This window comes from Tenacibaculum agarivorans, assembly GCF_001936575.1.
Lineage (GTDB): Bacteria > Bacteroidota > Bacteroidia > Flavobacteriales > Flavobacteriaceae > Polaribacter > Polaribacter agarivorans.
The window spans coordinates 1-24,760 of sequence record NZ_MSMP01000046.1; the positions used below are offsets into that span (position 1 = coordinate 1).

Below are 24,760 nucleotides of genomic sequence, written 5' to 3' on the forward strand. Positions count from 1 at the left end.
CCCAAGTTAAGGTAAATTCATTCGTTGCTTCTGATATCATTAAACCTGTAGGAGCAGAAGGTTCTACTTCATTTAGTACAAAAGAACCAGAATTAGCATATGCATTATTATCTGCATCAGGTAAGGCTTGAACTGTAGCCGTATATGTACCTCCATCTGTAATTGTAATACCTCCAACTGTTCCTGTATATGTATATGATGTCGATCCTGCAGCTAATGTGGTTATATATTGTGCTGATCCTGTGCCTTCACTTATAAAAACATTAAACCCACCTGTTGCTTGAGGATCATTATCCCAAGTTAAAGTAAATTCATTCGTTGCTTCTGATATCATTAAACCTGTAGGAGCAGAAGGTTCTACTTCATTTAGTACAAAAGAACCAGAATTAGCATATGCATTATTATCTGCATCTGGTAAAGCTTGAACTGTAGCTGTATACGTATTACTACCAGCTATAGTAACTCCTGCAACAGTTCCTGTATATGTGTATGATGTAGATCCTGCAGCTAATGTGGTTATGTATTGTGCTGATCCTGTGCCTTCACTTATAAAAACATTAAATCCATCTGTTGCTAACGGATCATCGTTCCAACTTAAAGTAAATTCATCTGTTGCTTCAGAAATCATTAAACCTGTAGGTGCAAGAGGATCTGTTACAGTATTCAATTTCATTTCGTCAAAATGCCACTCTTCTCCTCCAGTAGTATCATTAGGATTAAATATGATAAAGATCTTATCAAAAGTTGCTGATGCCGCTTCTGTAGCATCTGTTATTTCAGAGAAATTAGCCGTTAATAATTGCCAATCATTACTTGCCGTAGTAGGAGTTACATAAGCTTCTGGTTGCGTTTCTCCAGTAATAGCTTCGTTTTCTAATTTCACATATATTTGACTTGCAGATGGTGCTATTACACTAAAATCTAAGCTTCTAATATCAGTATAACTAATTGATGAGTTTAGTATTACTGAAACACCATTAGCCCATGCTTTATTAGCAGGTGTTGTATACTTAGCCACATTTGCTGATGTATTAATACCGGCTGAATTCGGATTAGTTACCACCTCTGCTACTCCTTCCCATCCTCCAATAGTAAATGTAGATGAATCTTCAAAATCTACTACTGTAGTTTGTGCTAAAATTCCTACTGTTGCAAATAGCAACATCACTAATTGTAATTTTTTGTTCATACTCTAACCTGTTTTTATATTTATACTTTTATGCTTTTAACTTTACTGGTATAAGAATAATACCAAAAAGCAAAACACAACTAATGCAAGAGACCAAAATCTAAAGTTCTTATAAAAAGGAACACCTTTTAACTCTAATGTTTCTTGATCATAAATTTTTCTAGTCCAAATAAAATCTTTAATTGCTTCTTGATCATCTGGTGCCGTAAAAAGGCTTACCAAAATGATGATAACCGAACTAAACACAAAATAGAAAGGAACTTTCAATAAGAAATGAATGTCTCCTAATAATTCAACTCCAAAAGCAACTCTTAAAAATATTGTTAACACTGCAGCAAAAGCACCTCCCATTAATCCCCAAAAGGCACCATGCTTGTTTATTCTTTTCCAAAATACTCCCAAAAAGAAAACTGCCACTACTGGTGGAGCAATATAACTTAGCATTTCTTGGTAGTACTTTAATAGTGAATCAAATTTAGAAACAAACGGCACCCATAACACAGCTAAAACCAATACAACTACCGAAACTATTTTACCTACATATACTTGTTCTTTTTGAGATGCTTCTTTTTTAAACTGTACATAAAAATCCATGGTGAACAATGTAGCTACTGAACTTAATAGTGCACTTAATGAAGATGTTAACGCTGCGACCATCGCAGCTAACATTAATCCTAATAAACCTACTGGCATTAATTCTATGACTAGTTTAGGATATATCATATCATTCTTTGGTAAATCAGGATATAAATGCTTCCCTACTACTGCTGGAAAAATGATTATAAAGAGTATCAATACTGTGAAAAAACCAACTAATAAAATTCCTTTACGGCCATGATCTATTGATTTTGCGGTTAGCACACGTTGCACTAATACTTGATTATTTCCCCAGAAATAAAAGCCTAAAATTGGGATTCCTACTATTAACCCTAACCAAGGTACAGACTCATCGTTTAGTGGTCTAATTAGCTTCATCATCATATCCCCTTCTAAAAGAAGGTTTTTTAAATGTGCTATCCCTCCATTTTCCATCGCTAAATAAGTAAGTATAAATGTGCCTACAAGTAATAGTATTCCTTGAATTAGATCTACTTTAATTGCAGCAGATAATCCTCCTGGTATGGTATAAGCTGCTACAATAACTGCAAATATTACAGAGAGCTCTACAATTGTCATAGAAGGAAAAACAAGTTTCATTAACAAAGAAGCTGCATATAAAGCTCCTGCTGCATCTAAAAATGTAGATCCCATTAGCGTGATAAAAGAAAAGTAGTATCGTGATCTTTTATCAAATCTTTTTTGTAAAAACTCTGGTATTGTAAATATTCCTGATTTTATATAAAACGGGAGAAAAAACATGGCAAAAAATACCATTACCAACACTGAAATTAAGTCATAATTAAAAACTGCAATTCCAGTAGAGTAAGCATCTCCACTTTTACCTATTAATGTAGTACTAGAAATGCTCGCTGCAAATAATGAGAATCCTATTACTGGCCAGGTCATGTTTCTTCCCGCTAAAAAATAATCTTTGGTTGAATTACTTCCTTTTTTAGAAGAACGTATACCAAACCAAACAATAAAAACAAAGTATAATACTAATACTAGTATATCTGTAAGCTCTAAATTATATTTCATTATATGTGTATAACCTTAAAAGTTATCTTATTGGATTAAAATTGTACTGAGAAAAATAATACTCTCTCCTTTGACTTCGATTATTACATTTTCTCTACTTAAATCTTTTTCTATTTTTCTGGTAGCTACGGGAAAACCTTCTGAGTTTGTAGGTCTATTTTCTTTTGAATATTCATACAAATACAGTTGCTTTGTACTAGGAATCTCATCTGTTTTTAATTGAAAAACCTTGGACTTTTTAGATTGATTTACAATAGCTGTTGTAAAATCACCTTCATGAACAGATGCGACTGCTCGTATACTATCGTTCTTTGAAGAATATTTTGGTTGAAAAATATCTGATTTAGGAGGGAATAAATTACATAACAATGTCCAAGTATAAGACCACGGTCTTGGTTTTTTGTCCACTTCTAAATCGCCAAACTCTTCAGCTAAAATATTCCACATTCCCCATTTTTTCAGTTGATTTTTTTCTCCTAAATCGCCCACCGTATGCATAGCATCATCTAGATCCCAAGCAATGGCACCTCCAACACCAGCTAACATACTTTGTATCGCTGCATCGGCCATATCTACACCATAAAAGTAGTCATAGACAAACATCGATGAATCGTCTGGACCAGCATAAGGATCCTTTTCTCCTCTTTTCTTATTTTCTTCTCTTAAAGCACCACTATATTTCATCCCCAATTCTCCCAAAACAAATGGCTTTTTTGTTTTGTTAATTGCTGTTGAAAAAGGTTTTAAATATGGAATAAAGTTTCCTGTTCGTATCAAGTTTTGATCTGCATAAATATGAAAATCATATAAACCTGTTATACTATCTAAATCCTCTACTGTTGAATACACCCAGTCATGAGCTTTTTTAGGATGCTTCGGGTGATCCCATTGGGTAACTGCATCTGGGCCTGATAATGTTACGTATTTATCTAAACCTTTTTTTATGAATGCTGTGTTTAATTTTTGATACCCTTCTTTCCATTCTTCCCAATTTCCATCAGTTGAAGCCCAATATCCATTAGGTTCATTGACAAGGTTGTAATATTTAATACAAGTGTATCCTTTTTTTATGATTAGATAATCAAGATATTGTGTTATCATATCTATCCATCTATCATCATTAGCTTTTACAATATCATTAGGTTTTTTATCTTTTACCTCCCAAAATCCTGGTGCTCCCCATTCTCCAAAAAGAACTATAATGTTATTTTTTTGACAATAGTCTAATAACTTACATAGACTTTTTATTTCTTGAGTATCGAAGTTTACAATTGGTTGATTCTCTTTATCTAATCCTTTAAAATACCGCCAACTTGCTACATCCATTACTCTGATGATATGAGGATTAACAAAATCTACTCTTTTGTACAATTTATTCCACTTCTCATCTGTCATCAAAAAACCCCAATCAGCATTTTCAGAATCGGCATGGGGATAAGCTGACCACTGTACCCCATGACCGATAAAAGGAAAATTCAATTTATTAGATTTATTAAATGTAATGTTTACATCTATTTTTTCTTGTTTGTTAACATTGGCACAACTGTTCAAGAAAAAAGTTAAACCGACTAATAAAACTAATGCGATGAATTTGTTCATTTTACTTTTTTAATTCTGCTAATAAATCATTTACATTACAAGTTGCTAATCCAATATACTTATCAGCTGCTCCGTAATACACATATAATGTATCATCTATGATTACATTACCAGTTGGAAATACGCATCCTTTATAATACCCTTCAATTTCATAATCGTGTTCAGGTTCCATTATCCAATTTTCTAATCTTCCAATTACCTTTGTTGGATCTTCTAAATCTAATAATGCCGCTCCTGCTCTATAATACCCTAATCCTCCATTTTCAACACCATGATAAATGATTAACCATCCATCTTTAGTTTTTAAAGGCGGTGTACTTCCTCCTACTTTTTCTTCCCAAGTACCATCAATGCCAGCTATTAATAAGGTACTCTCTTCTTCCCAAACCATTAAGTCATCTGAAAAGCGAATCCATATAGCTGGTCTATTGGTTCCATATTTTTCTCCAATCCATTCTTTAGGTCTGTGGAGCATAGCAAATTTCCCATTGATTTTTTCAGGAAAAAGAATTACATCTCTATCATCTAAGTTTGATGAAGTGATACGTCCTAATCTTTTGAATGTTTTTAAATCTTTTGAGATTGCTAAACCAGAATTTGCTACATTTTCTTTATATACTTTAGGAGTATCTTCTCCTGATTCTGGCAATAAGATTACATCATGCGCAAATTTCCAATATTGTCCTGGAGGGAAAGGTCTGTAAGCATACGTAATGTAAAATTCATCTCCAAATTTTGCTATTCTAGGGTCTTCTACTCCTCCCATATCTGGACCATCAATACTAGGTGAAAAAACTGGCTGGTCTGAAACTCTTGTAAAGTTTATACCATCTGTACTTTCTGCTAAACCAAATCTTATATAATGTTCTTCATCATCCCCAGCTGCTCTGTACAACATTGAAAACTTCCCGTCTTCATACCAAACTCCTGGATTACATACTACAATATTTTCCCATTGGTTTTTTGGATTAGGACTAAAAATTGGGTTCTTTTCATGTTTTTTTAAGCGTAAAGTGTCTACTTTTTTTTCAATAGTATTGTTCATTCTGTACACGTATTTTCTCGTTACTGTATTTTATTTGTTGTCTTATTTTTTAATTAAAAGTCAAAGTTTGTGAGTACTGTAAATGTTTCTCCTGCAATAGTTAATTTATCGCCAGAATTGATTGTTAGGTTCTCTTCTTCAGGCGCTGGGTATCCGTCAGCATCATATTTTCTTCCTTCTTCTTTGTATACAAACTTTTTAACTCCTGTTAATTGTTCTAAATTTTCTATAGATAATGATAATTCATAATCTGCTGAATACATATTACTAATAGCGATCATATATTTTCCATCTTTTTCAACAGCTATTACATCTAATCCTATTTTGCTAGGTACTTCTACTTTAAAAACTTTACTTCCTTTCTGCATGTATCTACACAATAATGAGAAAGAATAGAAATGAGGTCTTAAATTTTCACTTTCTGGTTTACTTTGTAATTCTTCTCCTAAAATATTCCAGAACCCCCATACTTTAAGGTCAGTTCCTGTAGTGGTTCCACTATGCATTGCATCATCTAAGCCCCAATTTACTCCGCCTGAATACCCTGCATTTACAATTTTCATTGTTAGACCTACTAAATCTACTCCATGAAAATATTCATTCACCAATGTGTTTGAATCATCAGCAATATTAGGATCTGAGTTAATTTTATTTGAATTTTGACTCGCTAAAACTTGATCAATATTAGAGTCTCCAGTATCATACTTATAACCAAACTCTCCAATAATAATTTGGTATCCTGCTGGTACCCTTTCTTTCATTCTAGATAATAAATCTTCATATTCATTACTAAACATTACCCCTTTAGGTGGGTAAGTATGCACTTCATAGATTCCTAATTTATCTCCAAAGTCATTAGATGATCTAGAGATCCAATCGATATCGGAATTATTAAAAACAGCAACATCTGGACCTGCTAATTTTACTTTAGTATCTAAGCCTATTTCTTTCATTTTATTATGGAAGTATAACGTTGCATCTCTCCATAAATCATAATTACCATTTGATGCAGAACCTCCTAGGTTTGGTTCATTAATAGTTGTGTAATATTTAATACAAGAAAAACCTTTAGTAGTTACTAAGTAATCTAAATACTGTACTGCATTGTCTAAGCGATTTTCAAAAATTTTATTTTCATTGAAACTAACTTGGTTAAATCCCCAGTCACCTAGTAAAACTGAAATTTGATTGTCTTGACAGTATTGTAAAATTTTTAATAGTCCTTCTATAAATTTATCTTGATCATACCCATCTACATCATCTGAAGCATATTTATCAAAAGATCCATATACCACTCGTACTAGATTTGGTTTCATAAAATCTAGGCGCTTATATAATTTATCCCAATCCTGATCACTAATTGGTTCTCCCCAATATTTATATGCTTGTGGATATGGATCCCACTGTACTCCATTTCCTATATAATTATCATTAATTACTTGAGAAGTTCGTACAATAATTTCATTATCTGTTATATCTCTTTTGTCTCCATAATCTTTTTCATTACAACTTGTAATTGTTGCAGTAAAAACCATTAGTAAGACTGCTAAAATCATTACTTTCTTAGAAGTAATTTCATTCATTATATTTTTCATATGATGTTGTAAATTATTTTAAGTTGAAATTGTAGTAAAGTGTATACGAATTTTGAATGTGTGATTCGGCATCAAAATGATCCCATGTAAATTCGTCAATCCAATTATCAAAAGATAAGCTTATGTTACCATCACTATCAATAGTTACAGTAGCATCAACTTTTTTCCCGCTTTTGTTTCCTTGCCATAAGGTTAATCTTTTACCTGAGATATTATATTCCCAAACACCTTTACCTATGTGCATTTTCCTAAATCTATCTGTATAGCTCCTTGGATTTCCATTATGATCAGAAGCTAAAATAAAGGATGCATATTCACCATCATCTCCTGGTTTAAAATCAAAAGTTCCTTCTGGATTACCACTTTCATTTACTAAAGTGGTAGTTAAATTCAGTTCATTATCTTCTTCTAATGCTGCATTAGGAAAATCTTTAGACAATACTTCTGGTGTATAATTTGCAGGATCATAAGAATTGGTAGCTACATCATAAGCTCCAAAAACTCCCCACCCCCAATCTTGTCTAATTCCTATTTGCCAATCAAACAATAAACTTTTCACAATCCAGTCTCCATCTATCTCAGACACAAAAGGTTTTAAATTAACTCTCCACCTTCTCTCTTCTCCAGATTCTGAAACTACTGTATATACAAAAGAATTTCCTTCTGAAGTAAAATCTACAGTTTCTCCTGATTGAGGTATAGCTGTTGCTTTTTCAGATATTTCAAATGAAGGTTTTAAGTTACTTACATCTAAACCATTCATTATGATAAAAACATCAATAATTCCTTCATCATTACCTATTGAAGTAATGTTTGCTGGTCCAACTTGTTGAACTCCTGGCAAAGAAAAAGACAAAACTTGTCTATCATTACTTACTATACCATCTAATGGATCTCTCTGACATGAGGTAACGATTAATAGCACCACTGTTAGTAAAGAGATAGTTCTTAATTTTACAAAAAGATTTTTCATGATTCCTTTCTTTACGTGTTAAACATTAATTATTTAGTTCATTTTCGATAGCAGGTATTGGAAAGAAATATTGACCTGTAGACAATGATTTCCCGTAAATACCATTAAGAACTGATTCAATTTTATTTGTTCTCCTTAAATCATAAAACCTATGACCTTCAAAAGCTAATTCAAAAGCACGTTCTTCCAATACTTTTTCTCTAAAGTCTCTTTCACTTAATCCAGGTGTTAACGGTAATAATTCTGCTCTTGCTCGTACTTTATTAATAGCTTCATACCCCATAGCTGTAGGGCCTTGAGCTTCAGCATACATCAGTAACACATCGGTATATCTAATTAAATAAGGATGTGTACTTGTATTATCCCCTATAAAATTAGGGTCTAAATATTTTGCTGTAAACGGTTGAGATTCGCCACCTGTAGGCACCCAAAGTTGGGTGCCGCTTTCATTGAATAACTCATCAATTATTAAGTCTTTTTTTCTTTTATCATTTAAATCAAAAGAATTTATAAATGATAGTTCCGCTACATATACACCAAATCCTCCATGTAGTTTTATTCCATCTTTTGTAAAAGATGTAGTTGGTGCATTTGCAGGGATGAAAAATCTTGATAATTTAGAAAACTCACCTTCTACTAAACCATTTCTATCTTGCGGTATAAAGAAAATGTGCTCTGGTCCATTAAATGCTTCTGGTGTAGATACATCAAAAATATGTTGCAAATCATCATCAAAAGTATATTCTGATTGTCCATTAATTACTAATGATGCCATTTCTGATGCTAAATTATAATATGTATCTGCACTTGAAACCCAGTCATAACCTGGACTTGAATAATCTTTAGCAGAAGCCATGGTTAAATATACTTTTGCTAATAATGATTGCGCTGCCACTTTATCTGCTCTACCTCCACTTCTTTCTACTTGTAATAATGAAACAGCTTCTTTTAGATCTCTGACTATTACTTTGTAAACGTCTTCTATAGAAGAATTTTGTGCTCCAAATACTTCAGATAGTTCATCTATTGCCTTTTCTTGTACAGGTACCTCTCCGAATAAACGTACTAACATAAAATGATGCCAAGACCTTAAAAACAAAGCTTCTCCTTTAAACTTGTTTCTAGTACTAGCCTCAAAATCTATATTATCTATTTTTTCTATTACAGTATTAGCTCGGTTTAAACCTACATAGGTTAATCTAAAAAATTGTTCTAAATTCTGGTTTCTATCATCCACATTAAATTCATCAAACTGATCTATATTTAATCCTTCTCCTTCTTTTGGGAATGCTTCTTCAGACGCTGTTGTAGGAATATTCATGTAAGGTCTTAAATAATCCAAAAAAGTCATTGTTTGGTATGCATGTAATACTGCTGCGTTAGCATCTGACTCCGATAAGTAAAAAGCATCATCGGTTATAAAAGTTTCAGGTTCTTGATCTAAAGAACATGAAGTTATGAGGGCAAATGATAGTAATAGTATATATATATTTTTCATATTATCTCTCTTTAAAAAGTGAATTCTAATCCTAAAGTCATTCTACGTAATCTAGGTACTCTATTTAAATCTACTCCAGCTACATCTACTTCAGGATCTAACCCAGAATAGTTAGTCAAACTAAATAGGTTATCACCACTAAAATAAATTCTAGCATTTTTAAAATACTTTATATCCTCATTTGTAAAGTTATAGCCTATTCTTAGATTTTGTAATCTAACAAATGAACCATCTTCTATCCACCAGTCAGAAAATGCTACATTTCTATTATCTCTTAATGAAGGATACAATTCTGTTCTGTTATCAGGTGTCCATCTTTGCAATAAACTACTTACTTGTCCACCACCATTACTAGCTGCAAATCTGTTTATATTGACAACATCTCCTCCGAAAGATCCATTGAATAGTGCTGATAAATCCCAGTTTTTATATGATACATCTAGCGTGAAACTTGCTGTAAAATCAGGATTTGGATCTCCTATTATGGTTCTATCTTTTCCAAATGGATCTAAAACTCCGTCTTTATTAAGATCTTCATATAAAAATTCACCAGGCTGTGCAGCGGCTCCTTCTAAACCTGCAGCTAACCCTTCTGCTTCAGACTGAACAATTCCAATTACTCTAGCTCCATAAAACACATTTAAAGGTTGACCAATTACAGATGCATTAATTCTTGATCTAAACTGATCTCTATAATTTACTCCTCTAAAATCGAATTGATTACCAAAATCATCACTTAATACAGAAACTTTACCTACTGGTCCTAAGCTTATTACTTGATTTCTATTTCTATTAAAGATTAATCCTGCAGAAACATTAAAATCAACCTTTTTAATAAAATCATAATTAATACTAGCTTCAAACCCTTTATTTTCGATTTCTCCTCCATTAATTAGTATCGTATCAAAACCAGCAGTAGGTGGTAAATTACTTTGCACTAATAGATCTTCTGTTTTTTTAATATAATAGTCAAAATTGAAGCTTAGTCGACGTTTGAATCCTGTAAAGTCAAGACCAGCATTTAACACCGTTGTTGTTTCCCATTTTAAATCAGGATTACCGATTCCATTAAATACGGTAAAAATCCCTTCATTAATAGGAACTCCAGGTCCAATTGTAGTAACAAACCCTCCATCTACAAAATATCTAGCTTCTCCTAATCTATTTAACGTTTGAAATGCCGCAATTGCCTGATTACCTACAACTCCATAACTCACTCTTGGTTTTAGTTCATTAACAATTTCTCTACTATCCTCCATAAATTCTTCATTTTGCATTTTCCAACTCAAAGCTCCCGAAGGGAAATATGCAAAACGGTTGTTTTTACCAAAGTTTGATGATCCATCAAGTCTAGAAGTAAATGTTAACAGAAATCTATCATCAAAAGCATAATTCAATCGAGTAAATACAGATGATAATACTGTACTTCTAAAGTTATTAGAAACTCGTTGCTCTTTTCCTAGGCTTAAATTACCCGCTCCTAATATTTCATTTACAAAGTCTTGCCCTCTTAATTGAGATGTTTTTTCTTCAAAGTATTCACTAGAATATCCTGCTACCAATGTAACATCATGTTTTTCAGCTAGTAATTTATTGTATGTAAAGTAAGCGTCTGCTACCACTCTTTGACTCTGAAAGTTATCAATAAAACCAACTCCATTACCTTCATTTCCTAATTGTGTATATACTTTTGGAAAATATCTTTCTTGAATTGAAGATCCTAAACTGTAGTTGAATTGTGATTTAAATTTAAGGTCATTAGTTATTTGCCATTGCAAAATAGATGAAGAAATTAAATCCAATGTTTCAGAATTATTTATACGTAATTCTGTTAAAGCAGCTGGATTAAAAAAATCGTTTTCATTAAACTTAAAAAAGCTCCCGTCTTCATTATACAATGGAAAAAATATGTTTCTATTAAAAGAAATACCTCCATTATCATCCCTATTACCTCTAGAGAAATTTAAATTAGTAGATAGTTTCAGTTTTTCTACTAACTCTTGTTCTAGTCCGAAACTAACTGTTATTTTTTCTAAATCGTTGTTTCTAACTACTCCATTTTGAGTGTTGTAATTTAATCCAAAGTTATATTTTGTTTTATCTGTACCTCCATGTGCACTTATATTATAATTGCTATTAATTGGAGTTCTAAACACATAATCTATATAATCTGTAGTTGGATATCCATTTCTTATTTCTGCTATTGAAGGATAGTATACTCCATTAATATCATTGGCACCAATGTAAAGTGGAGTTAATCCCCCATTAACTCTTCCTTCATCTGTTAATACTGCTAGATTCGATGGGTTTTTATAAATATCAAATTCTGAAGCAAACGTATTAAAACTTGTATTTGCTGTAACCTGAATCGTTGGTTTTCCTTCCTTACCTCTTCTGGTAGTTACTAAAATTACTCCATTTGCTCCTCTAGAACCATAAATTGAAGCTGCTGAAGCATCTTTTAAGACTTCTACAGAAACAATATCTGCTGGATTTATTTGCTTTAAATTTCCTGCTGTTCCTAAAGGAAATCCATCAACAACAATAAGCGGTGAGGTTGCGGTAAATGAGCTTGCACCTCTAATTCTTACATTTAAGCCTGCTCCAGGATCATCTGAAGGATTACCTATCACTAATCCTGAAACTCTACCTACTAATAACTCTTCTACAGAGTTTGAAGGTATTTCCGAAAGATCTTCAGTTTTAATTTTACTAACTGCCCCAGTTACATCACTCTTTTTTACCGCTTGATAACCAATAATTACAACTTCTTCTAATTGACTAACATTTTCTTTTAAAATGACATTAAACTCTCTTTCAGCTCCTATCTTAAGAATTTTCTCAAAGTAACCTACAAAACTAATTCTTAAACTACTGTTTTCATCTCTTACTGTTATTTCAAACTTTCCATCAAAATCTGTTTCTACACCATTAAGCGTGGCTAATTCTAAAATAGACGCACCTGGTAAAGGTTCTAAGTATTCATCTAGTACTACTCCTGTAATTTTTATTTGCCCCGTTAAATTATTAATAAACAGTACTATTAATAAAATAGTTAAAAAATATATTTTCTTTTTATTCATTAAATAAAAATTAAAATTAACATCTCTTCAAAATTAGATAAGAACAGCTTTCAACAATAGTTATATGCTGTTCAATATTATGCGTTTTTTGAATTATTCATTTTTTTTAGCTCTTTTTTTAATAATTACACATCTTTAAAATGTAAAAATTAAAAAGTTACCAAATTACAGTTCTTTTGTTTTCTTTATATTTGGTAGCCATCTTGTTTAATTTAATTTTAATAGAAAATTATTATTTCGTTTAATGAAGTCTATCAAAGAAATTACACCGATCAAATCTGATCAGCCTTTTATACTTTTAAAACATGAAAATGCTAATTTTGATTATCCCCTACATTTTCATAATGAATATGAACTAAATTTAGTTATTAATTTCCAAGGAAAAAGAACTGTTGGTGATTCTATTGAACGATGTGATACTATTGATATGGTTTTATTAGGTCCTGAATTGAAACATTTATGGATTCCAGATAGGAAGATGCCTAATACCCGTGTTATTACAATACAGTTTCAAGAAAGACTTTTAAATTCTGAATTATTAAATTACAATGTTTCTAAAGATATTAAGGACATGCTAGAGCTTTCTAAAAGAGGAATTTTTTTTGGAAATCCTACTAGAGATTTAATAATAGCTAAAATAGAAACCATAGAAGAAGTAAATAGTTTTGCTTCTCTATTAATTTTCTTAGAAATTTTACATCTTTTATCCATTTCAGAAGATAAAAAAGTTTTGAGTAGTGCACATAGTGTTAATTACAATCAAAAATGGGAAAGTAGAAGAATTTCTAAAATTATTAATTACATTAAAGAAAACTATCAACAAAACATTAAATTATCTCAAATGGCCTCTATGGTAAGTATGTCTGATTCTGCTTTTAGCCATTACTTTAAAAAAAGGACTAATCAAAGTTTTAGTAGTTATCTACAGGATTACAGATTAGGGGTCGTTATTAGATTGTTAACAGAGACAAATATGTCTATTAATGAAATTTCTTACGCTGCTGGCTTTAATTCTATATCTAGTTTTAATAGAGCTTTCAAGAAAAAACAAAATATGTCTCCAAAAGAATTTAAATTGAACTACATTAAAGAGAATTCCCTCTCTTAATTTTTATTTACTATTTGGGAAGAAAATATCCTCATTTTTATTTCTGCCTTAATACAGTACTTTATATACATCAATAAAAAAGACTGTCTTTATTTTTTAGACAGCCTTTTTACTATAACAAAACTTATTATTTCTAGCGCAATATGCGCTTAGTTTAAAACCCTCCTCCTGGTGGTTCAGGACTAGCTGCTTGTGCTTTTTTAGCGTTTAAGATTAAATAAGTACCTAATGCTGTTAATGCTGTATACTTACCGTAATTTCCTATCTTTTTTAAAGCTTCTTTACGATTTATTGCTTTTTTATTTTGCTGTGTATTTTTTATATTTTCTTTCATGATATTGGAAATTTGTTATTCTAGAATGATCTTTTTGGTTAAATCTCCCGTAGTAGAACTTAATGTTACTATATATATTCCTGTAGATAATTCAGATAAATCAATAGTGCTTGTTCCAACTCCATTAAGTTGATTTGTAATCAACATTTTACCTAAAATATTATATACATAAACCTTTGCTTTAGTTTGAACCCCCGTAATTGTTAATTCATTTCTATTTGATTTATAGAAGTTAACTACTTCTTCAGTTTGATCTACTAAGTCATTAGCTGTTAATTTTTTTGAACTGGCATGAATATAAAATTGTCCTATGTTATTTGTTTTTCGTTTTATTACGGTAGTATAATTTTGTTTAGTTAGGTTTATAATTTTATTATTCTCTCTATCTTCTAGGTAAAGATCAAGATCAGATGATAAATTCTCAGTCTTTACAGATAAGGTAATTTCTTTACCTTCCTCAGAAATTAAACCAACTGGTACTACCAAACCTTCTATATTTTCATTAGGTAATGTTTGTATCGCTAGTTTTTTACCTATATTTTCTGATAACAACTCTGTATAAATCCCAAAATCTTGTGTAACACCATCAAACATTTTAGAATCATATCCGTTATCAAAACCAGTAGTTTTACCATTTACATAGCTAACTTTAGTCGATCTCACAACCCTTTCATTTTCAACAAACAACTCAAAAGATGGAATGGGTACTTGCCTTAAAAATGTATCTGAAGTTTTATGCATTTGATCTCCCGTTGAAAAACTCACATTATCAGATCCACTAGCTGACACAAAGAATCCTTGACCAGGAGCAATGTTAATAGAACTTCCAGAATTATATGTTAGGTACTGAGTCCCATCCCAAAACCATGCAGTTTGTTCAGAAAGTTTACTTGAGTTTGCGGTTAAAAAAGTAGCTAAATCTATATAAGAAGTATATGGATTACCTATTAGGTTAAATGCACTCATACCTACTGAAACTGGTAAATTCACATTTCCATTAGGAGTTCCTGAAAACATTACTTCTCCTGCTGAAGCCAACTTTATTGAATACCCTAAACCAGCAGTCAAATCTCCCATAGATGATGAAGTTTCATATTGCCAAGGACTTGCCACTGTATTATCATAAGGTGCCAAACCAATATTACTACCAGTTCCAGTAGCTAACACATGATTAGAAATAATATCTTGTTTTGTTTCTGAAAAAACAGGTGATGCTATTAAATGCCAATTAGAAGTTAACTCTCGTTTATAATTAATTGTACCTGTTACACTAGCTTGTGGAATAAAACTAGCTCCTGAATTAATTACTAGATCTTTTACCGTAATTGCTGTAGAAGCAGTTGGGAAATTTGTTGCTACTGAAGGAATATTTACAGTAAGTACTGATGAATTCGGCACAGCATTTCTATCCCAATTGCTTGCAGTATTCCAATCAGTACTAGTTCCACCAGTCCAATTGTACGAATTTATTGCAGGAGTGTTAATATTAGCATAAGCACTATTATCTCCATCTGGTAATGCCTGTACAGCTGGATTATATGTTGATCCGTCAGTAATTCCATTAGCAGCAGTAAAAGTAAAACTATTTACACCAGGGCTAACAGTAGCTATATAACTTGATCCTCCATTTAAAAACACATTGAATCCTCCAAAAGCGGAAGCATCAGCATCCCAAGATAAGATAAACTCATTAGGATTATTTCCATCTGTAATAGTTAAACCTGTTGGAGCTGAGGGATCTGGTGTATTTAATGAAAACTCAGCAACACCAACGTAATTATTTCCGTCATTATCAGGTAGTGTTTGAATTGTAATACTATATACTCCTCCATCTACGATGTTAACTCCTCCTTGATTTCCTGAATACACATAACTAGTACTGGTAGCACTAATTGTGGTAATGTATGTTAATCCAGATGCACCTTGAGGCTGAATAAACATATTGTATCCTGTTACAGCGTCTCCTCCAGCTGGTGGAGTCCAAGTTGCTGTAAATTGATTGGCTACTCCTTCAGTAACCATTAAATTAGTAACTGGATCAGCATTTTGCCCAATCATTCCCCATGAAGCAAAAAAGCACCCAAGTAGTAGAATACTTTTAATCCTTTTATTGTTTATTTTCAAAATCTGTGTAATTATACCAACCATTTTTTATTGATTTTTATATATTTTAACAAGACTTTAAAGATAATCTCAACCAAAGACTCAAAATAACCAAATAATGCTAAAAGGTGATCATTTGATGAATTCACAATAAAAACGCGTTAAATGATGTTAAAAAAATATCATTAACATGCTATCAACTAAAAAAATTGACTGCTTTGATAATTATTAATACTACTGAGTTTAACACTTTAACTTCTATAGCATTCAATAAGTGATTTAATTATTTATTACCAAATAATAGTATTCTCTATAAAATGTATTAAGCTTTTAGCAATTTCTCTTTGTTCTTTTTCTGTAGGATGGTTAGGTGTATTTTTATATGGTACAAAATGAGTATATATTTTATCATCCTTTAAATTCGCTACAGCTTTGCTTACTAAACCAGGCCACTTTGATTCTAATTCAGTAGCATCCATATTACCAAGCATACATATTATATAAGTTTCAGGATAATGCTGTCGTAGTTTGATTATGAATTTTTCATAAGACGTTATTAGATAATCGTCTTCTGGAGGTTTGTTCCCAAAAATAGCTTTAAACTCCTCTCTATTGAGCATATCAACTAACCATGAATCATTTTGAAATAAGTTTACAACTACAACATCAGGTTTATATTTAGAGAAATCCCATCTGCTATTTGGTTGATCAGGAATTAGTCTATCATATAATTCTGGCATTGTTAATGGAAACCAGCTTATCGTTATTCCTATTCCACTTTTACAAATGGCATGAAATTTAGCATCAAAATGTCTAGCTGTAATTGCTGCGTAACTTTTATAATGATTTGTAAAAATACTATCTGGTCTATCTCTATCCTCTATATCATCAACAGCATAACCTGCAGTAATTGAGTTTCCATAGAATTCTATTGTTCTTTTTTTCGAACTTGACTTCGGTAATGCTTTTCCTCCTTTATCAATTTTAAAACCATAAAATGTAGATACTCCTCTATCCCATTCTGTTCTTTTAAATAGCTCAACAGTATGTTTACCTTCAGGTAAGTTAGAGGCCAATTGATAATATTGTTTAGTGGTATCAGGACGTATTATTTGTGTAACCTCATTATCGATAATTACATTATAATAGTTATCTCCTTTACTATCTTTCAGTAATGCTTTTACTGAAGTTCCTTTAAAATTCATTTTAATTGAAGTGCCTGACCAATATAATTTCGCTCCTTCTCTTTCAGAAAAATTAATTCTTCCCCAATATTCTATTTCAGAATTTGTATGTAAAATTACCTGTTCCTTAACTCTAGTACATCCAACAAGAGTTACTAAACAAATTATAATGAAGATATATTTGTTCATTCTTTTTTAACAAAGATATCACTCGTCCAATAATTTATCTATAGAATTTCTAAAACTAGTACTGTTCCAATCTGCTGAACCAGATTTATCTGCTCTAATATTTCCTTGTGAATCAATAATAAATGTTCTAGGAATAGAATTTACTGGAGGTAATTCTTCTGGAAAATTTAAATAAGACTGGTATACAGGAAATTCATATCCTGTTTTCTTAAAGAATTTATTCAGTTCCTCCACATTATCACTCGTAACAAATACAAATTCAACTTTACCTTTATAATCATTATAAAACTCTTGTATATAAGGTAACTCTGCAATACAAGGAGGGCACCAAGTTGCCCAAAAGTTTAAGAAAATTACTTTTCCTTTAAATTCAGAAAAATTAATATCATCTGTATTCAAACCTTTTAAATTCCAATCGTAATTAAAAATTCGTGGACTTCCTTCAGCTTTAGTTATCGTAGGACTGAATGATATTTGACGTATAAACCAAACTCTAGTTGGTTTATATAACATCAAAAAAATGACAGCTACGAAAATAATATTGGATGCAGTAAAATGTTTTTTCAAACTTCTATTGATTAAAATATTCAATACTTAGTCTCAAAAATTAACAATAACTAACATTAAAAGTATTAAAAAACTAGTTAAAAGTTTTCCTAAATTCTATTGGTGACATAGTTGTTTTAGCTTTAAACAGTTTAGTAAATGATGATGGGTATTCAAATCCTAAATTATAGGCAATTTCACTAATGGTAAAATTAGTTGTTGACAATTGTTCTTTTGCTTTCTCTATGAGCTTATGGTGAATATGTTGCTGTGTATTTAATCCTGTACTACTTTTGAGTATTCCTGTTAAATAATTAGGAGAAAGGTGCAGTTGATTTGCAACCCATTCTACTGTTGGTAAACCTTCATTCATCAAATTATTTTGATTAAAACATTCTGCTAGTACATTCTCTAACTCAACTAATATTTTACTATTAGAAATTTTACGTGTCAAAAATTGTCTTTCATAAAATCGTTCCGCATAGTTCAATAATAATTCTAATTGGGAAATAATAATATTCTGACTAAACTTATCTATATTCGATTGATATTCTTCTCTAATATTCTGTAATATAGAAACTATTATACCTTCCTCCTTTTCTGAAAGAAATAAGGCTTCACTAACAGCATACCCAAAAAAATCATAGTTATTTATTTTATTTGCTAATGGTGTACCCCATAAAAAATCAGGATGTACCAACAGGAGCCATCCTGTTGGTTTTCTTTTTAAATTAGGGTTTTGTGCCAGACTCATCATCTGATTTGGAGCCATAAAAGTCATTAAACCTTCATCAAAATCGTACTCTTGTTGTCCATAAAAAAACTTATATGCTACGTTTCTTTTTAACCCTATAGTATAATAATTTTGTATCCATTTCACTTCTTTAATACGCTCTGGATATTGAATATTAGTATAGTCTATTAAACTAATTAAAGGATGCTCTGGAGCTTTTAAGTTTGCGAATTTATGATACTTTTTTATCGTTTTAAAATGATCTGTAATTTTCATAAAAATAGGTTTCATACCAACATTCCTCCTGAAACCTCTATACGTTGTCCATTTATCCATCCTGAGTTTTCAGCACATAAAAAGGCTACAACACCTCCAATATCATGCGCTTCACCAACTCTTCCCAATGCTGTTAAATTCTCTATAATTTTTCGCTTTTCTTGATTATCACGATTAGTACCTCCAGCAAAATCTGTAGCTATAGCTCCTGGAGCAACTACATTAGCAGTTATTTGACGTCCGCCTAATTCTTTTGCTAAGTATTTTGTAAATGTTTCTACTCCTGATTTCATAATCGCATAAGCTGACATTCCTGGTAAACTAAAACGAGTTAATCCACTTGAAATATTAATTATTCTTCCTGAATTGTTTAAAAAAGGTAATGCTGTTTGTGTTAAAAAGTAAACACTCTTTAAATGAATATTTAGCATTTCATCAAATTCTACTTCACTAGTATCTGAGATTAAGTTATGAATACCTGTTCCTGCATTATTAATCAAAAAATCAAAATTAGGACTCCCTTTACTAGAATTTAAATGATCTGTAACGTTTTTAATAAACGCTTTTCCACTTTCTAGTTCTTTTGCATTAAAAGGAAAAGCTATTACATTTTGTCCTAATTTTTTAATTTCATCTATTACTGATTGAGCTTTTTCTTTTTGTGTATGATATGAAAAAATAATATCATGACCATTTTTAGCTAAACTTAACGCCATGTCTCTACCTAAACCTCTACTTCCTCCTGTTATTACTGCTGTCTTTGAATACATTGTTTTTATTTTAAAATTACCTTACAAAATTGCGTATTCGACTTAACAACTACTTTTCCAAATCTTAGATTTACTTGTTTATATCTATTATTGTATACATAAGTGTAAGATTTTTCTAATTATTCCTACAAAATGAAAAAATATTGAACACAATTATTGATTACAATTAACTTATGAAAGATACATTAAAAATAGATATCGTTTCTGATGTTGTTTGTCCATGGTGTACTGTTGGCTACAAACATTTAAAAAAGGCTATTGATGAATTGCAAATTGAAGACCAAATAGAAATTGAATGGCAACCATTTGAATTGAATCCTCATATGCCTGCTGAAGGTCAAGATTTAACAGAACACTTAACTCAAAAATACGGATCGACCAAAGAACAACAACAGGCTTCGAAACAGAGATTAACTGAAGCTGGGGCAAATGTTGGTTTCAAGTTTGATTATTTTGAAGGGATGCGAATTGTAAATACATTTGATGCTCATGTACTACTTGAGTATGCAAAGAAATTTAACAAACAAACCGAATTAAAAATGCGTTTAACCACCGCTTTTTTTAGTGAACGTAAAGATGTTTCTAAAAGAGAGGTTTTAAAAGAAGCTTTATTAGATGTTGGTTTAAATGCTGAAGAAGCTTTAGCTAACTTAACAAATGATGATGCAAGGTTTGAAGTACAAAGCACTAAACAGTATTGGCAAAATTTAGGTGTGAGATCTGTACCTACTATTGTTTTTAATAGAAAAGAAGCTGTTACAGGTGCACAACCTATTGAAGTATTTAAAAGTATTTTGAAACAGTTTACAGAAACTTCAACAGCTTAAAATAAAACCTCTTGGTTAATCAATCATCTATATGATTAACCAAGAGGACATTAATTAATCTATTCTTACATAAATATACTAATTTTTACTGGTATTTTTATTTGAGAATCGATTAATTTTCCATTTTCTCTATTTGGTAGTCATAAATGTTCTTTATGCTGAACCCAATTAAAGATTACATATTTTTTACCTTTTAATCGTTTGAATAAAGCCTTCAATTCCAGCTACTCCTTTTTGATCTAAACTTTTTATAAATGCAGAACCAATAATTGCTCCATTTCCGTATTCACATGCTTTTGAAAATGTTTTATGATCTGAAATTCCAAAACCAATAATTAACTTACTTTGTAAATTCATAGATTTGATACGTTCAAAATACTCTATTTGCTGTTGTGAAATTTCACCTTTAGCTCCAGTAATTGCTGACGAAGCAACCATATAAATAAATGATTCTGTTAATTCATCTATTTTTCGAATACGCTCTTCTGAAGTTTGCGGAGTTATTAAAAATACATTGGTTAAGCCATATTTTTTAAATAAAGCTCTATAATGTTCTTCATACTCTACCATTGGTAAATCTGGAAGGATCAAAGTATCAATTCCACAATCTACTACTTTCTGACAAAAAGCTTCTTCACCATATTTTATAATTTGATTTATATACCCCATCAATACTAATGGCGTTGTATTCGTATCTTTAATTGCTTCTAATTGCTTAAAAACAATATCTAGGTTCATTCCATTTTTTAACGCTATCGTACTACTATGTTGAATAGTTGGACCGTCAGCTAATGGATCAGAAAACGGTAATCCCACTTCAATAAAATCTACTCCACTTCTTCCTAGTTTATCTATTATTTCTGCTGCCTGATTTAATTCAGGAAAACCTGCTGTAAAAAATATAGATAGTAAATTCTGATCTTGTTTTTGAAATATTTGTTGAATTGAATTCATCTTAGTCTTCTAAATGCTTAATATACGTTTCTAAATCTTTGTCTCCTCTACCCGATAAATTAATCACAATCGTTTGATCTGGTTTTAAATCCATTTTAGGTAATACTGCTAAGGCATGAGCTGTTTCTAAAGCTGGTATAATTCCCTCAATTTTAGTCAATTCATAAGCCGCTTGTAATGCTTCTTCATCAGTTGCATTCATAAACTTTGCTCGTTTTGTATCATGTAAGAAAGCATGTAATGGTCCAACACCGGGGTAATCTAATCCTGCAGAAATTGAATACGGTTCTACAATTTGTCCATATTCATCTTGCATTAAAATTGTCTTACTTCCGTGGATAACACCTACTTCTCCTAATTGAGATGTTGCTGCACTTTCACCAGAATCAACACCTAAACCTGCTGCTTCCACTGCTATCAATTCAACCTCTTCATCTTCTAAATAATGATAAAAAGCTCCAGCTGCATTACTTCCTCCTCCTACACAAGCAATAATAGTATCTGGATTTTCTTTTCCAGTTTTTTCTTTTAATTGCCATTTCATTTCTTCAGAAATAATAGCTTGCAAACGCGCTACCATATCTGGATGTGGATGTGGACCAACTACAGAACCGATTAGGTAAAAAGTTTCAGGGTTTTGGATCCAATAACGAATAGCTTCATTTGTAGCATCTTTTAAAGTTTTACTTCCACTAGTCGCAGGAATTATTTTCGCTCCTAACATTCTCATACGAGCTACATTTGGTGCTTGTCGCTCAATATCAACTTCTCCCATAAATACGGTACAATCTAAGCCCATTAAGGCGCATACAGTAGCTGTAGCTACACCATGTTGACCAGCTCCTGTTTCAGCAATAATATTTGTTTTTCCTAATTTTTTTGCAATTAGAATCTGACCAATGGTATTATTCACTTTATGTGCCCCTGTATGATTTAAATCTTCTCGCTTTAAATAAATAGTTGCACCATACTTTTCTGATAAACGTTTTGCTAAATACAATGGACTTGGTCTACCGACATAGTCTTTTAACAATGCTTTATATTCTTCTTGGAACTCTTCTGATTCTATGATTTGAATATAATTATCTTCAATCTCTTTTACATTTGGATATAACAATTCTGGAATAAACGCTCCTCCAAATTGTCCGTAGTATCCGTTTTCATCTGGATTGTATTTCATAATGCTTTTATTTGTTTTAAATGATGCTCTAAATGGTCTATATAATCTTGCATTAAAAATTGCAAGTCAACAATATTTGTATTACTTATTTGAACCTTATACTTTAAGGTTTCATCGGTTTGATTTTCTATTATCGCCCCTATTCTTTTATTTATCGATTCCCAAAAATCTAATAAGTTTTTAGTATTAGCTCTTTGATAGTCATTCGCTATTACCAACTCATTCTGATTGTAGGTTTCTACTTTATATGGCTTTTCTTTAAACTGAACTTCTGTAAATCTTTGTAAATTATTAATAGCTGAATCTATCAAATGCCCTAAGATTTCTTTTCGAGACCATTTTTCAACGTGCTCTTTTTTCCTCATTTCTTCTTCAGATAATTTAGAAATGAATTCTAAACCTGAAGCTACTAATTGGTTCAATCTACTTGTCATACACTATTTTTTTAAACTTTTTTAAATCTTTTATCGATTTTAAACCAGGCTCTTTTTCAAACTTGCTATTTACGTCTAGTGCATATACTGGTAAATCAGTCTTTAAAATTTGCTGTACTTTTTCTACCTCTTGCAGCCCTATCCCTCCACTCAAAAAGAAAGGTTTTGTAGAGTTGTATCCTTCTAAAACTTTCCAGTCAAAAGTAACTCCATTACCTCCTCTTTCTTTTCCTTTAGTATCAAAAAGAAAATAATCTACGACATCCTCATAGGGTTTCAGTATTGAAAAATCAAACTCATCCTTAATTCCAAACACTTTTATAATTTCAACTTTTGATAAGCGTTTTTCTTTTCTACTTTGTTCAAGATATTCCTTTAATTCTTTAATATATGCTACAGATTCATCTCCATGTAGTTGTAAAGCTTCTAACTTATATTCTTCGGCAAGTGAAACTAAAATCTCAACATATTCATTTACAAATACTCCTGTTTTTTTTATTCCTTTTGGAATTTCGGGTATAATACCTTCAAAATTTCTCTTTGATTTTTCATAGAAAATAAACCCCAAATAGTCAGGCTGTAACTCCGCTACTTGTCTAATATTTTCTACATATTTCATTCCGCATACTTTAAGCTTCATAAGCATAATATTTTAAGCTATTACAGATTTTGAAAACCTGAGGTCTGACGATTGTTTTAACGTATCTGATTAATAAATTCTTGACATGCTAATCCTGGGTCTTCTTCTTTCATAAAGTTTTCTCCTATTAAGAAACCTTGGAATCCATATTCTTTTAATCCAGTTACAATTCTAGGATTACTGATACCACTTTCAGAAACTTTTACTGAGCTATCTGGAATTTGATTTGCTAATGCTATAGAATGTTCTAGATCCACTTTAAATGTTTTTAGATCTCGATTATTAATTCCAATAATCTTGTTATCTAGATCTGAAATCTTATCTAAATCTTCTTGATTATGTACTTCATATAAAACATCTAAGCCTAAATCATTCGCTAACTGACCGTAGTTCTTAATTTGTTCAGAAGTTAAACACGCTGCAATTAACAGAATCACATCTGCTCCAATAGCTTTTGCCTCTACAATTTGAAACCCATCTACCACAAAATCTTTTCTAAGAATCGGTCGTATTGAGTTTACATTTCTTGCTTCCATTAAATCTGCCATTGTTCCTCCAAAGAAAGAAGTATCTGTTAATATAGATTGAGCAGCTACATTAGCCTCCAAATACCCATTGGTAACGTCTGAAACTGAAACCTTATCATTAATAATTCCTTTTGATGGCGATTGTCTTTTAAATTCTGCAATTATTCCTGTAGATCCTGATTCTGTAAGTGACTCTTTTAATGAAATAGGTGTCCTTTTAAAATTTGGACTTTCTACTAATTTTTTTACTGGAATCTCTGCCTTTATTTTGGCGATTTCTTGCTTTTTAAAATTTATTATTTTTTCTAGTATCGTCATAATTCTATTTTTTCTGT

At 31.3% G+C, this 24,760-nt stretch carries 21 protein-coding genes; 2 read left to right on the forward strand and 19 right to left on the reverse strand.

From position 1 onward, the window contains the following. The 8 genes from BVC87_RS21065 to BVC87_RS21100 form a co-directional block, all read right to left on the reverse strand. A partial coding sequence (locus tag BVC87_RS21065) for a hypothetical protein (RefSeq protein ID WP_143569868.1) occupies nucleotides 1–1,189 on the reverse strand: 1,189 nt, incomplete at its 3' end. A gap of 42 nt (nucleotides 1,190–1,231) precedes the next feature. Beyond that, nucleotides 1,232–2,827, reverse strand: coding sequence for a sodium:solute symporter family transporter (locus BVC87_RS21070; RefSeq protein ID WP_075344385.1), 1,596 nt, complete (start codon nucleotides 2,825–2,827; stop codon nucleotides 1,232–1,234). A gap of 27 nt (nucleotides 2,828–2,854) precedes the next feature. After that, nucleotides 2,855–4,426, reverse strand: a complete 1,572-nt coding sequence (locus BVC87_RS21075) for a hypothetical protein (RefSeq protein WP_075344386.1) — start codon at nucleotides 4,424–4,426, stop codon at nucleotides 2,855–2,857. Between the two features lies 1 nt (nucleotide 4,427). Continuing rightward, complete coding sequence (locus BVC87_RS21080; RefSeq protein WP_075344387.1) at nucleotides 4,428–5,471, reverse strand: glycoside hydrolase family 130 protein; 1,044 nt, start codon at nucleotides 5,469–5,471, stop codon at nucleotides 4,428–4,430. A gap of 53 nt (nucleotides 5,472–5,524) precedes the next feature. Then, nucleotides 5,525–7,066 (reverse strand): glycoside hydrolase family 5 protein, encoded by a 1,542-nt coding sequence (locus tag BVC87_RS21085; RefSeq protein ID WP_083629682.1) that lies wholly within the window; start codon nucleotides 7,064–7,066, stop codon nucleotides 5,525–5,527. A 13-nt stretch (nucleotides 7,067–7,079) separates the two neighbouring features. Continuing rightward, a complete protein-coding gene (locus BVC87_RS21090; RefSeq protein WP_075344389.1) occupies nucleotides 7,080–8,039 on the reverse strand; it encodes a hypothetical protein in 960 nt (319 codons plus the stop codon). Nucleotides 8,040–8,064: 25 nt separating this feature from the next. After that, nucleotides 8,065–9,537, reverse strand: a complete 1,473-nt coding sequence (locus BVC87_RS21095; protein WP_075344390.1) for a RagB/SusD family nutrient uptake outer membrane protein — start codon at nucleotides 9,535–9,537, stop codon at nucleotides 8,065–8,067. 11 nt (nucleotides 9,538–9,548) lie between these two features. Further along, a complete protein-coding gene (locus BVC87_RS21100; protein ID WP_075344391.1) occupies nucleotides 9,549–12,620 on the reverse strand; it encodes a SusC/RagA family TonB-linked outer membrane protein in 3,072 nt (1,023 codons plus the stop codon). Nucleotides 12,621–12,864: 244 nt separating this feature from the next. Here BVC87_RS21100 and BVC87_RS21105 point away from each other — a divergent pair, with 244 nt between their 5' ends. After that, entirely contained in the window at nucleotides 12,865–13,728 is an 864-nt protein-coding gene (locus BVC87_RS21105; protein WP_075344392.1) for an AraC family transcriptional regulator, read from the forward strand. 154 nt (nucleotides 13,729–13,882) lie between these two features. Here BVC87_RS21105 and BVC87_RS21110 read toward each other — a convergent pair whose 3' ends face one another. The 6 genes from BVC87_RS21110 to BVC87_RS21135 all read right to left on the reverse strand — a co-directional run bounded on the left by BVC87_RS21110 (nucleotide 13,883) and on the right by BVC87_RS21135 (nucleotide 19,863). Then, on the reverse strand, nucleotides 13,883–14,062 hold the full coding sequence (locus BVC87_RS21110; protein WP_075344393.1) for a hypothetical protein: 180 nt from the start codon (nucleotides 14,060–14,062) through the stop codon (nucleotides 13,883–13,885). 15 nt (nucleotides 14,063–14,077) lie between these two features. Next, a complete protein-coding gene (locus BVC87_RS21115; protein ID WP_083629684.1) occupies nucleotides 14,078–16,210 on the reverse strand; it encodes a T9SS type A sorting domain-containing protein in 2,133 nt (710 codons plus the stop codon). A 245-nt stretch (nucleotides 16,211–16,455) separates the two neighbouring features. Further along, complete coding sequence (locus BVC87_RS21120; RefSeq protein WP_075344395.1) at nucleotides 16,456–17,538, reverse strand: SGNH/GDSL hydrolase family protein; 1,083 nt, start codon at nucleotides 17,536–17,538, stop codon at nucleotides 16,456–16,458. 18 nt (nucleotides 17,539–17,556) lie between these two features. Continuing rightward, nucleotides 17,557–18,105 carry a TlpA family protein disulfide reductase gene (locus BVC87_RS21125; RefSeq protein ID WP_143569869.1) on the reverse strand — a complete coding sequence of 183 codons (549 nt, stop codon included), beginning with the start codon at nucleotides 18,103–18,105 and terminating at the stop codon, nucleotides 17,557–17,559. 73 nt (nucleotides 18,106–18,178) lie between these two features. After that, nucleotides 18,179–19,093: a helix-turn-helix domain-containing protein gene (locus BVC87_RS21130; protein ID WP_075344408.1), complete on the reverse strand. Its 915-nt coding sequence runs from the start codon at nucleotides 19,091–19,093 to the stop codon at nucleotides 18,179–18,181. Nucleotides 19,094–19,104: 11 nt separating this feature from the next. Then, nucleotides 19,105–19,863, reverse strand: coding sequence for an SDR family NAD(P)-dependent oxidoreductase (locus BVC87_RS21135; RefSeq protein WP_075344397.1), 759 nt, complete (start codon nucleotides 19,861–19,863; stop codon nucleotides 19,105–19,107). Between the two features lie 173 nt (nucleotides 19,864–20,036). Here BVC87_RS21135 and BVC87_RS21140 point away from each other — a divergent pair, with 173 nt between their 5' ends. Beyond that, nucleotides 20,037–20,690 carry a DsbA family oxidoreductase gene (locus tag BVC87_RS21140; RefSeq protein ID WP_075344398.1) on the forward strand — a complete coding sequence of 218 codons (654 nt, stop codon included), beginning with the start codon at nucleotides 20,037–20,039 and terminating at the stop codon, nucleotides 20,688–20,690. Between the two features lie 186 nt (nucleotides 20,691–20,876). On the opposite strand, the gene trpA is transcribed toward BVC87_RS21140, so the two are convergent. Genes trpA through trpC form a run of 5 tightly spaced genes read right to left on the reverse strand, consistent with a single transcriptional unit; the run spans nucleotide 20,877 to nucleotide 24,743 of the window. Further along, nucleotides 20,877–21,644 (reverse strand): tryptophan synthase subunit alpha, encoded by a 768-nt coding sequence (gene trpA / locus BVC87_RS21145; RefSeq protein ID WP_075344399.1) that lies wholly within the window; start codon nucleotides 21,642–21,644, stop codon nucleotides 20,877–20,879. A 1-nt stretch (nucleotide 21,645) separates the two neighbouring features. Further along, the gene (gene trpB / locus BVC87_RS21150) at nucleotides 21,646–22,824 is read right to left on the reverse strand and encodes a tryptophan synthase subunit beta (RefSeq protein WP_075344400.1); all 1,179 of its coding nucleotides are present in this window, start codon (nucleotides 22,822–22,824) and stop codon (nucleotides 21,646–21,648) included. Beyond that, nucleotides 22,821–23,258, reverse strand: a complete 438-nt coding sequence (locus BVC87_RS21155) for a DinB family protein (protein ID WP_075344401.1) — start codon at nucleotides 23,256–23,258, stop codon at nucleotides 22,821–22,823. The genes trpB and BVC87_RS21155 overlap by 4 nt, the downstream gene beginning before the upstream one ends. Beyond that, a complete protein-coding gene (locus BVC87_RS21160; protein WP_234974706.1) occupies nucleotides 23,248–23,898 on the reverse strand; it encodes a phosphoribosylanthranilate isomerase in 651 nt (216 codons plus the stop codon). Before BVC87_RS21160 ends, BVC87_RS21155 begins: the two co-directional genes overlap by 11 nt. Nucleotides 23,899–23,954: 56 nt before the next feature. Further along, nucleotides 23,955–24,743, reverse strand: coding sequence for an indole-3-glycerol phosphate synthase TrpC (gene trpC, locus BVC87_RS21165; protein WP_075344402.1), 789 nt, complete (start codon nucleotides 24,741–24,743; stop codon nucleotides 23,955–23,957). Nucleotides 24,744–24,760 lie beyond the last annotated feature (17 nt).

Bases quoted from the DNA above. Each gene is read 5' to 3' on its own strand.
- BVC87_RS21070 (WP_075344385.1), bottom strand. From the start codon at position 2,827: ATGAAATATAATTTAGAGCTTACAGATATACTAGTATTAGTATTATAC.
- BVC87_RS21075 (WP_075344386.1), bottom strand. From the start codon at position 4,426: ATGAACAAATTCATCGCATTAGTTTTATTAGTCGGTTTAACTTTTTTC.
- BVC87_RS21080 (WP_075344387.1), bottom strand. From the start codon at position 5,471: ATGAACAATACTATTGAAAAAAAAGTAGACACTTTACGCTTAAAAAAA.
- BVC87_RS21085 (WP_083629682.1), bottom strand. From the start codon at position 7,066: ATGAAAAATATAATGAATGAAATTACTTCTAAGAAAGTAATGATTTTA.
- BVC87_RS21090 (WP_075344389.1), bottom strand. From the start codon at position 8,039: ATGAAAAATCTTTTTGTAAAATTAAGAACTATCTCTTTACTAACAGTG.
- BVC87_RS21095 (WP_075344390.1), bottom strand. From the start codon at position 9,537: ATGAAAAATATATATATACTATTACTATCATTTGCCCTCATAACTTCA.
- BVC87_RS21100 (WP_075344391.1), bottom strand. From the start codon at position 12,620: ATGAATAAAAAGAAAATATATTTTTTAACTATTTTATTAATAGTACTG.
- BVC87_RS21105 (WP_075344392.1), top strand. From the start codon at position 12,865: ATGAAGTCTATCAAAGAAATTACACCGATCAAATCTGATCAGCCTTTT.
- BVC87_RS21110 (WP_075344393.1), bottom strand. From the start codon at position 14,062: ATGAAAGAAAATATAAAAAATACACAGCAAAATAAAAAAGCAATAAAT.
- BVC87_RS21115 (WP_083629684.1), bottom strand. From the start codon at position 16,210: ATGGTTGGTATAATTACACAGATTTTGAAAATAAACAATAAAAGGATT.
- BVC87_RS21120 (WP_075344395.1), bottom strand. From the start codon at position 17,538: ATGAACAAATATATCTTCATTATAATTTGTTTAGTAACTCTTGTTGGA.
- BVC87_RS21130 (WP_075344408.1), bottom strand. From the start codon at position 19,093: ATGAAAATTACAGATCATTTTAAAACGATAAAAAAGTATCATAAATTC.
- BVC87_RS21135 (WP_075344397.1), bottom strand. From the start codon at position 19,863: ATGTATTCAAAGACAGCAGTAATAACAGGAGGAAGTAGAGGTTTAGGT.
- BVC87_RS21140 (WP_075344398.1), top strand. From the start codon at position 20,037: ATGAAAGATACATTAAAAATAGATATCGTTTCTGATGTTGTTTGTCCA.
- trpA (WP_075344399.1), bottom strand. From the start codon at position 21,644: ATGAATTCAATTCAACAAATATTTCAAAAACAAGATCAGAATTTACTA.
- trpB (WP_075344400.1), bottom strand. From the start codon at position 22,824: ATGAAATACAATCCAGATGAAAACGGATACTACGGACAATTTGGAGGA.
- BVC87_RS21155 (WP_075344401.1), bottom strand. From the start codon at position 23,258: ATGACAAGTAGATTGAACCAATTAGTAGCTTCAGGTTTAGAATTCATT.
- BVC87_RS21160 (WP_234974706.1), bottom strand. From the start codon at position 23,898: ATGAAGCTTAAAGTATGCGGAATGAAATATGTAGAAAATATTAGACAA.
- trpC (WP_075344402.1), bottom strand. From the start codon at position 24,743: ATGACGATACTAGAAAAAATAATAAATTTTAAAAAGCAAGAAATCGCC.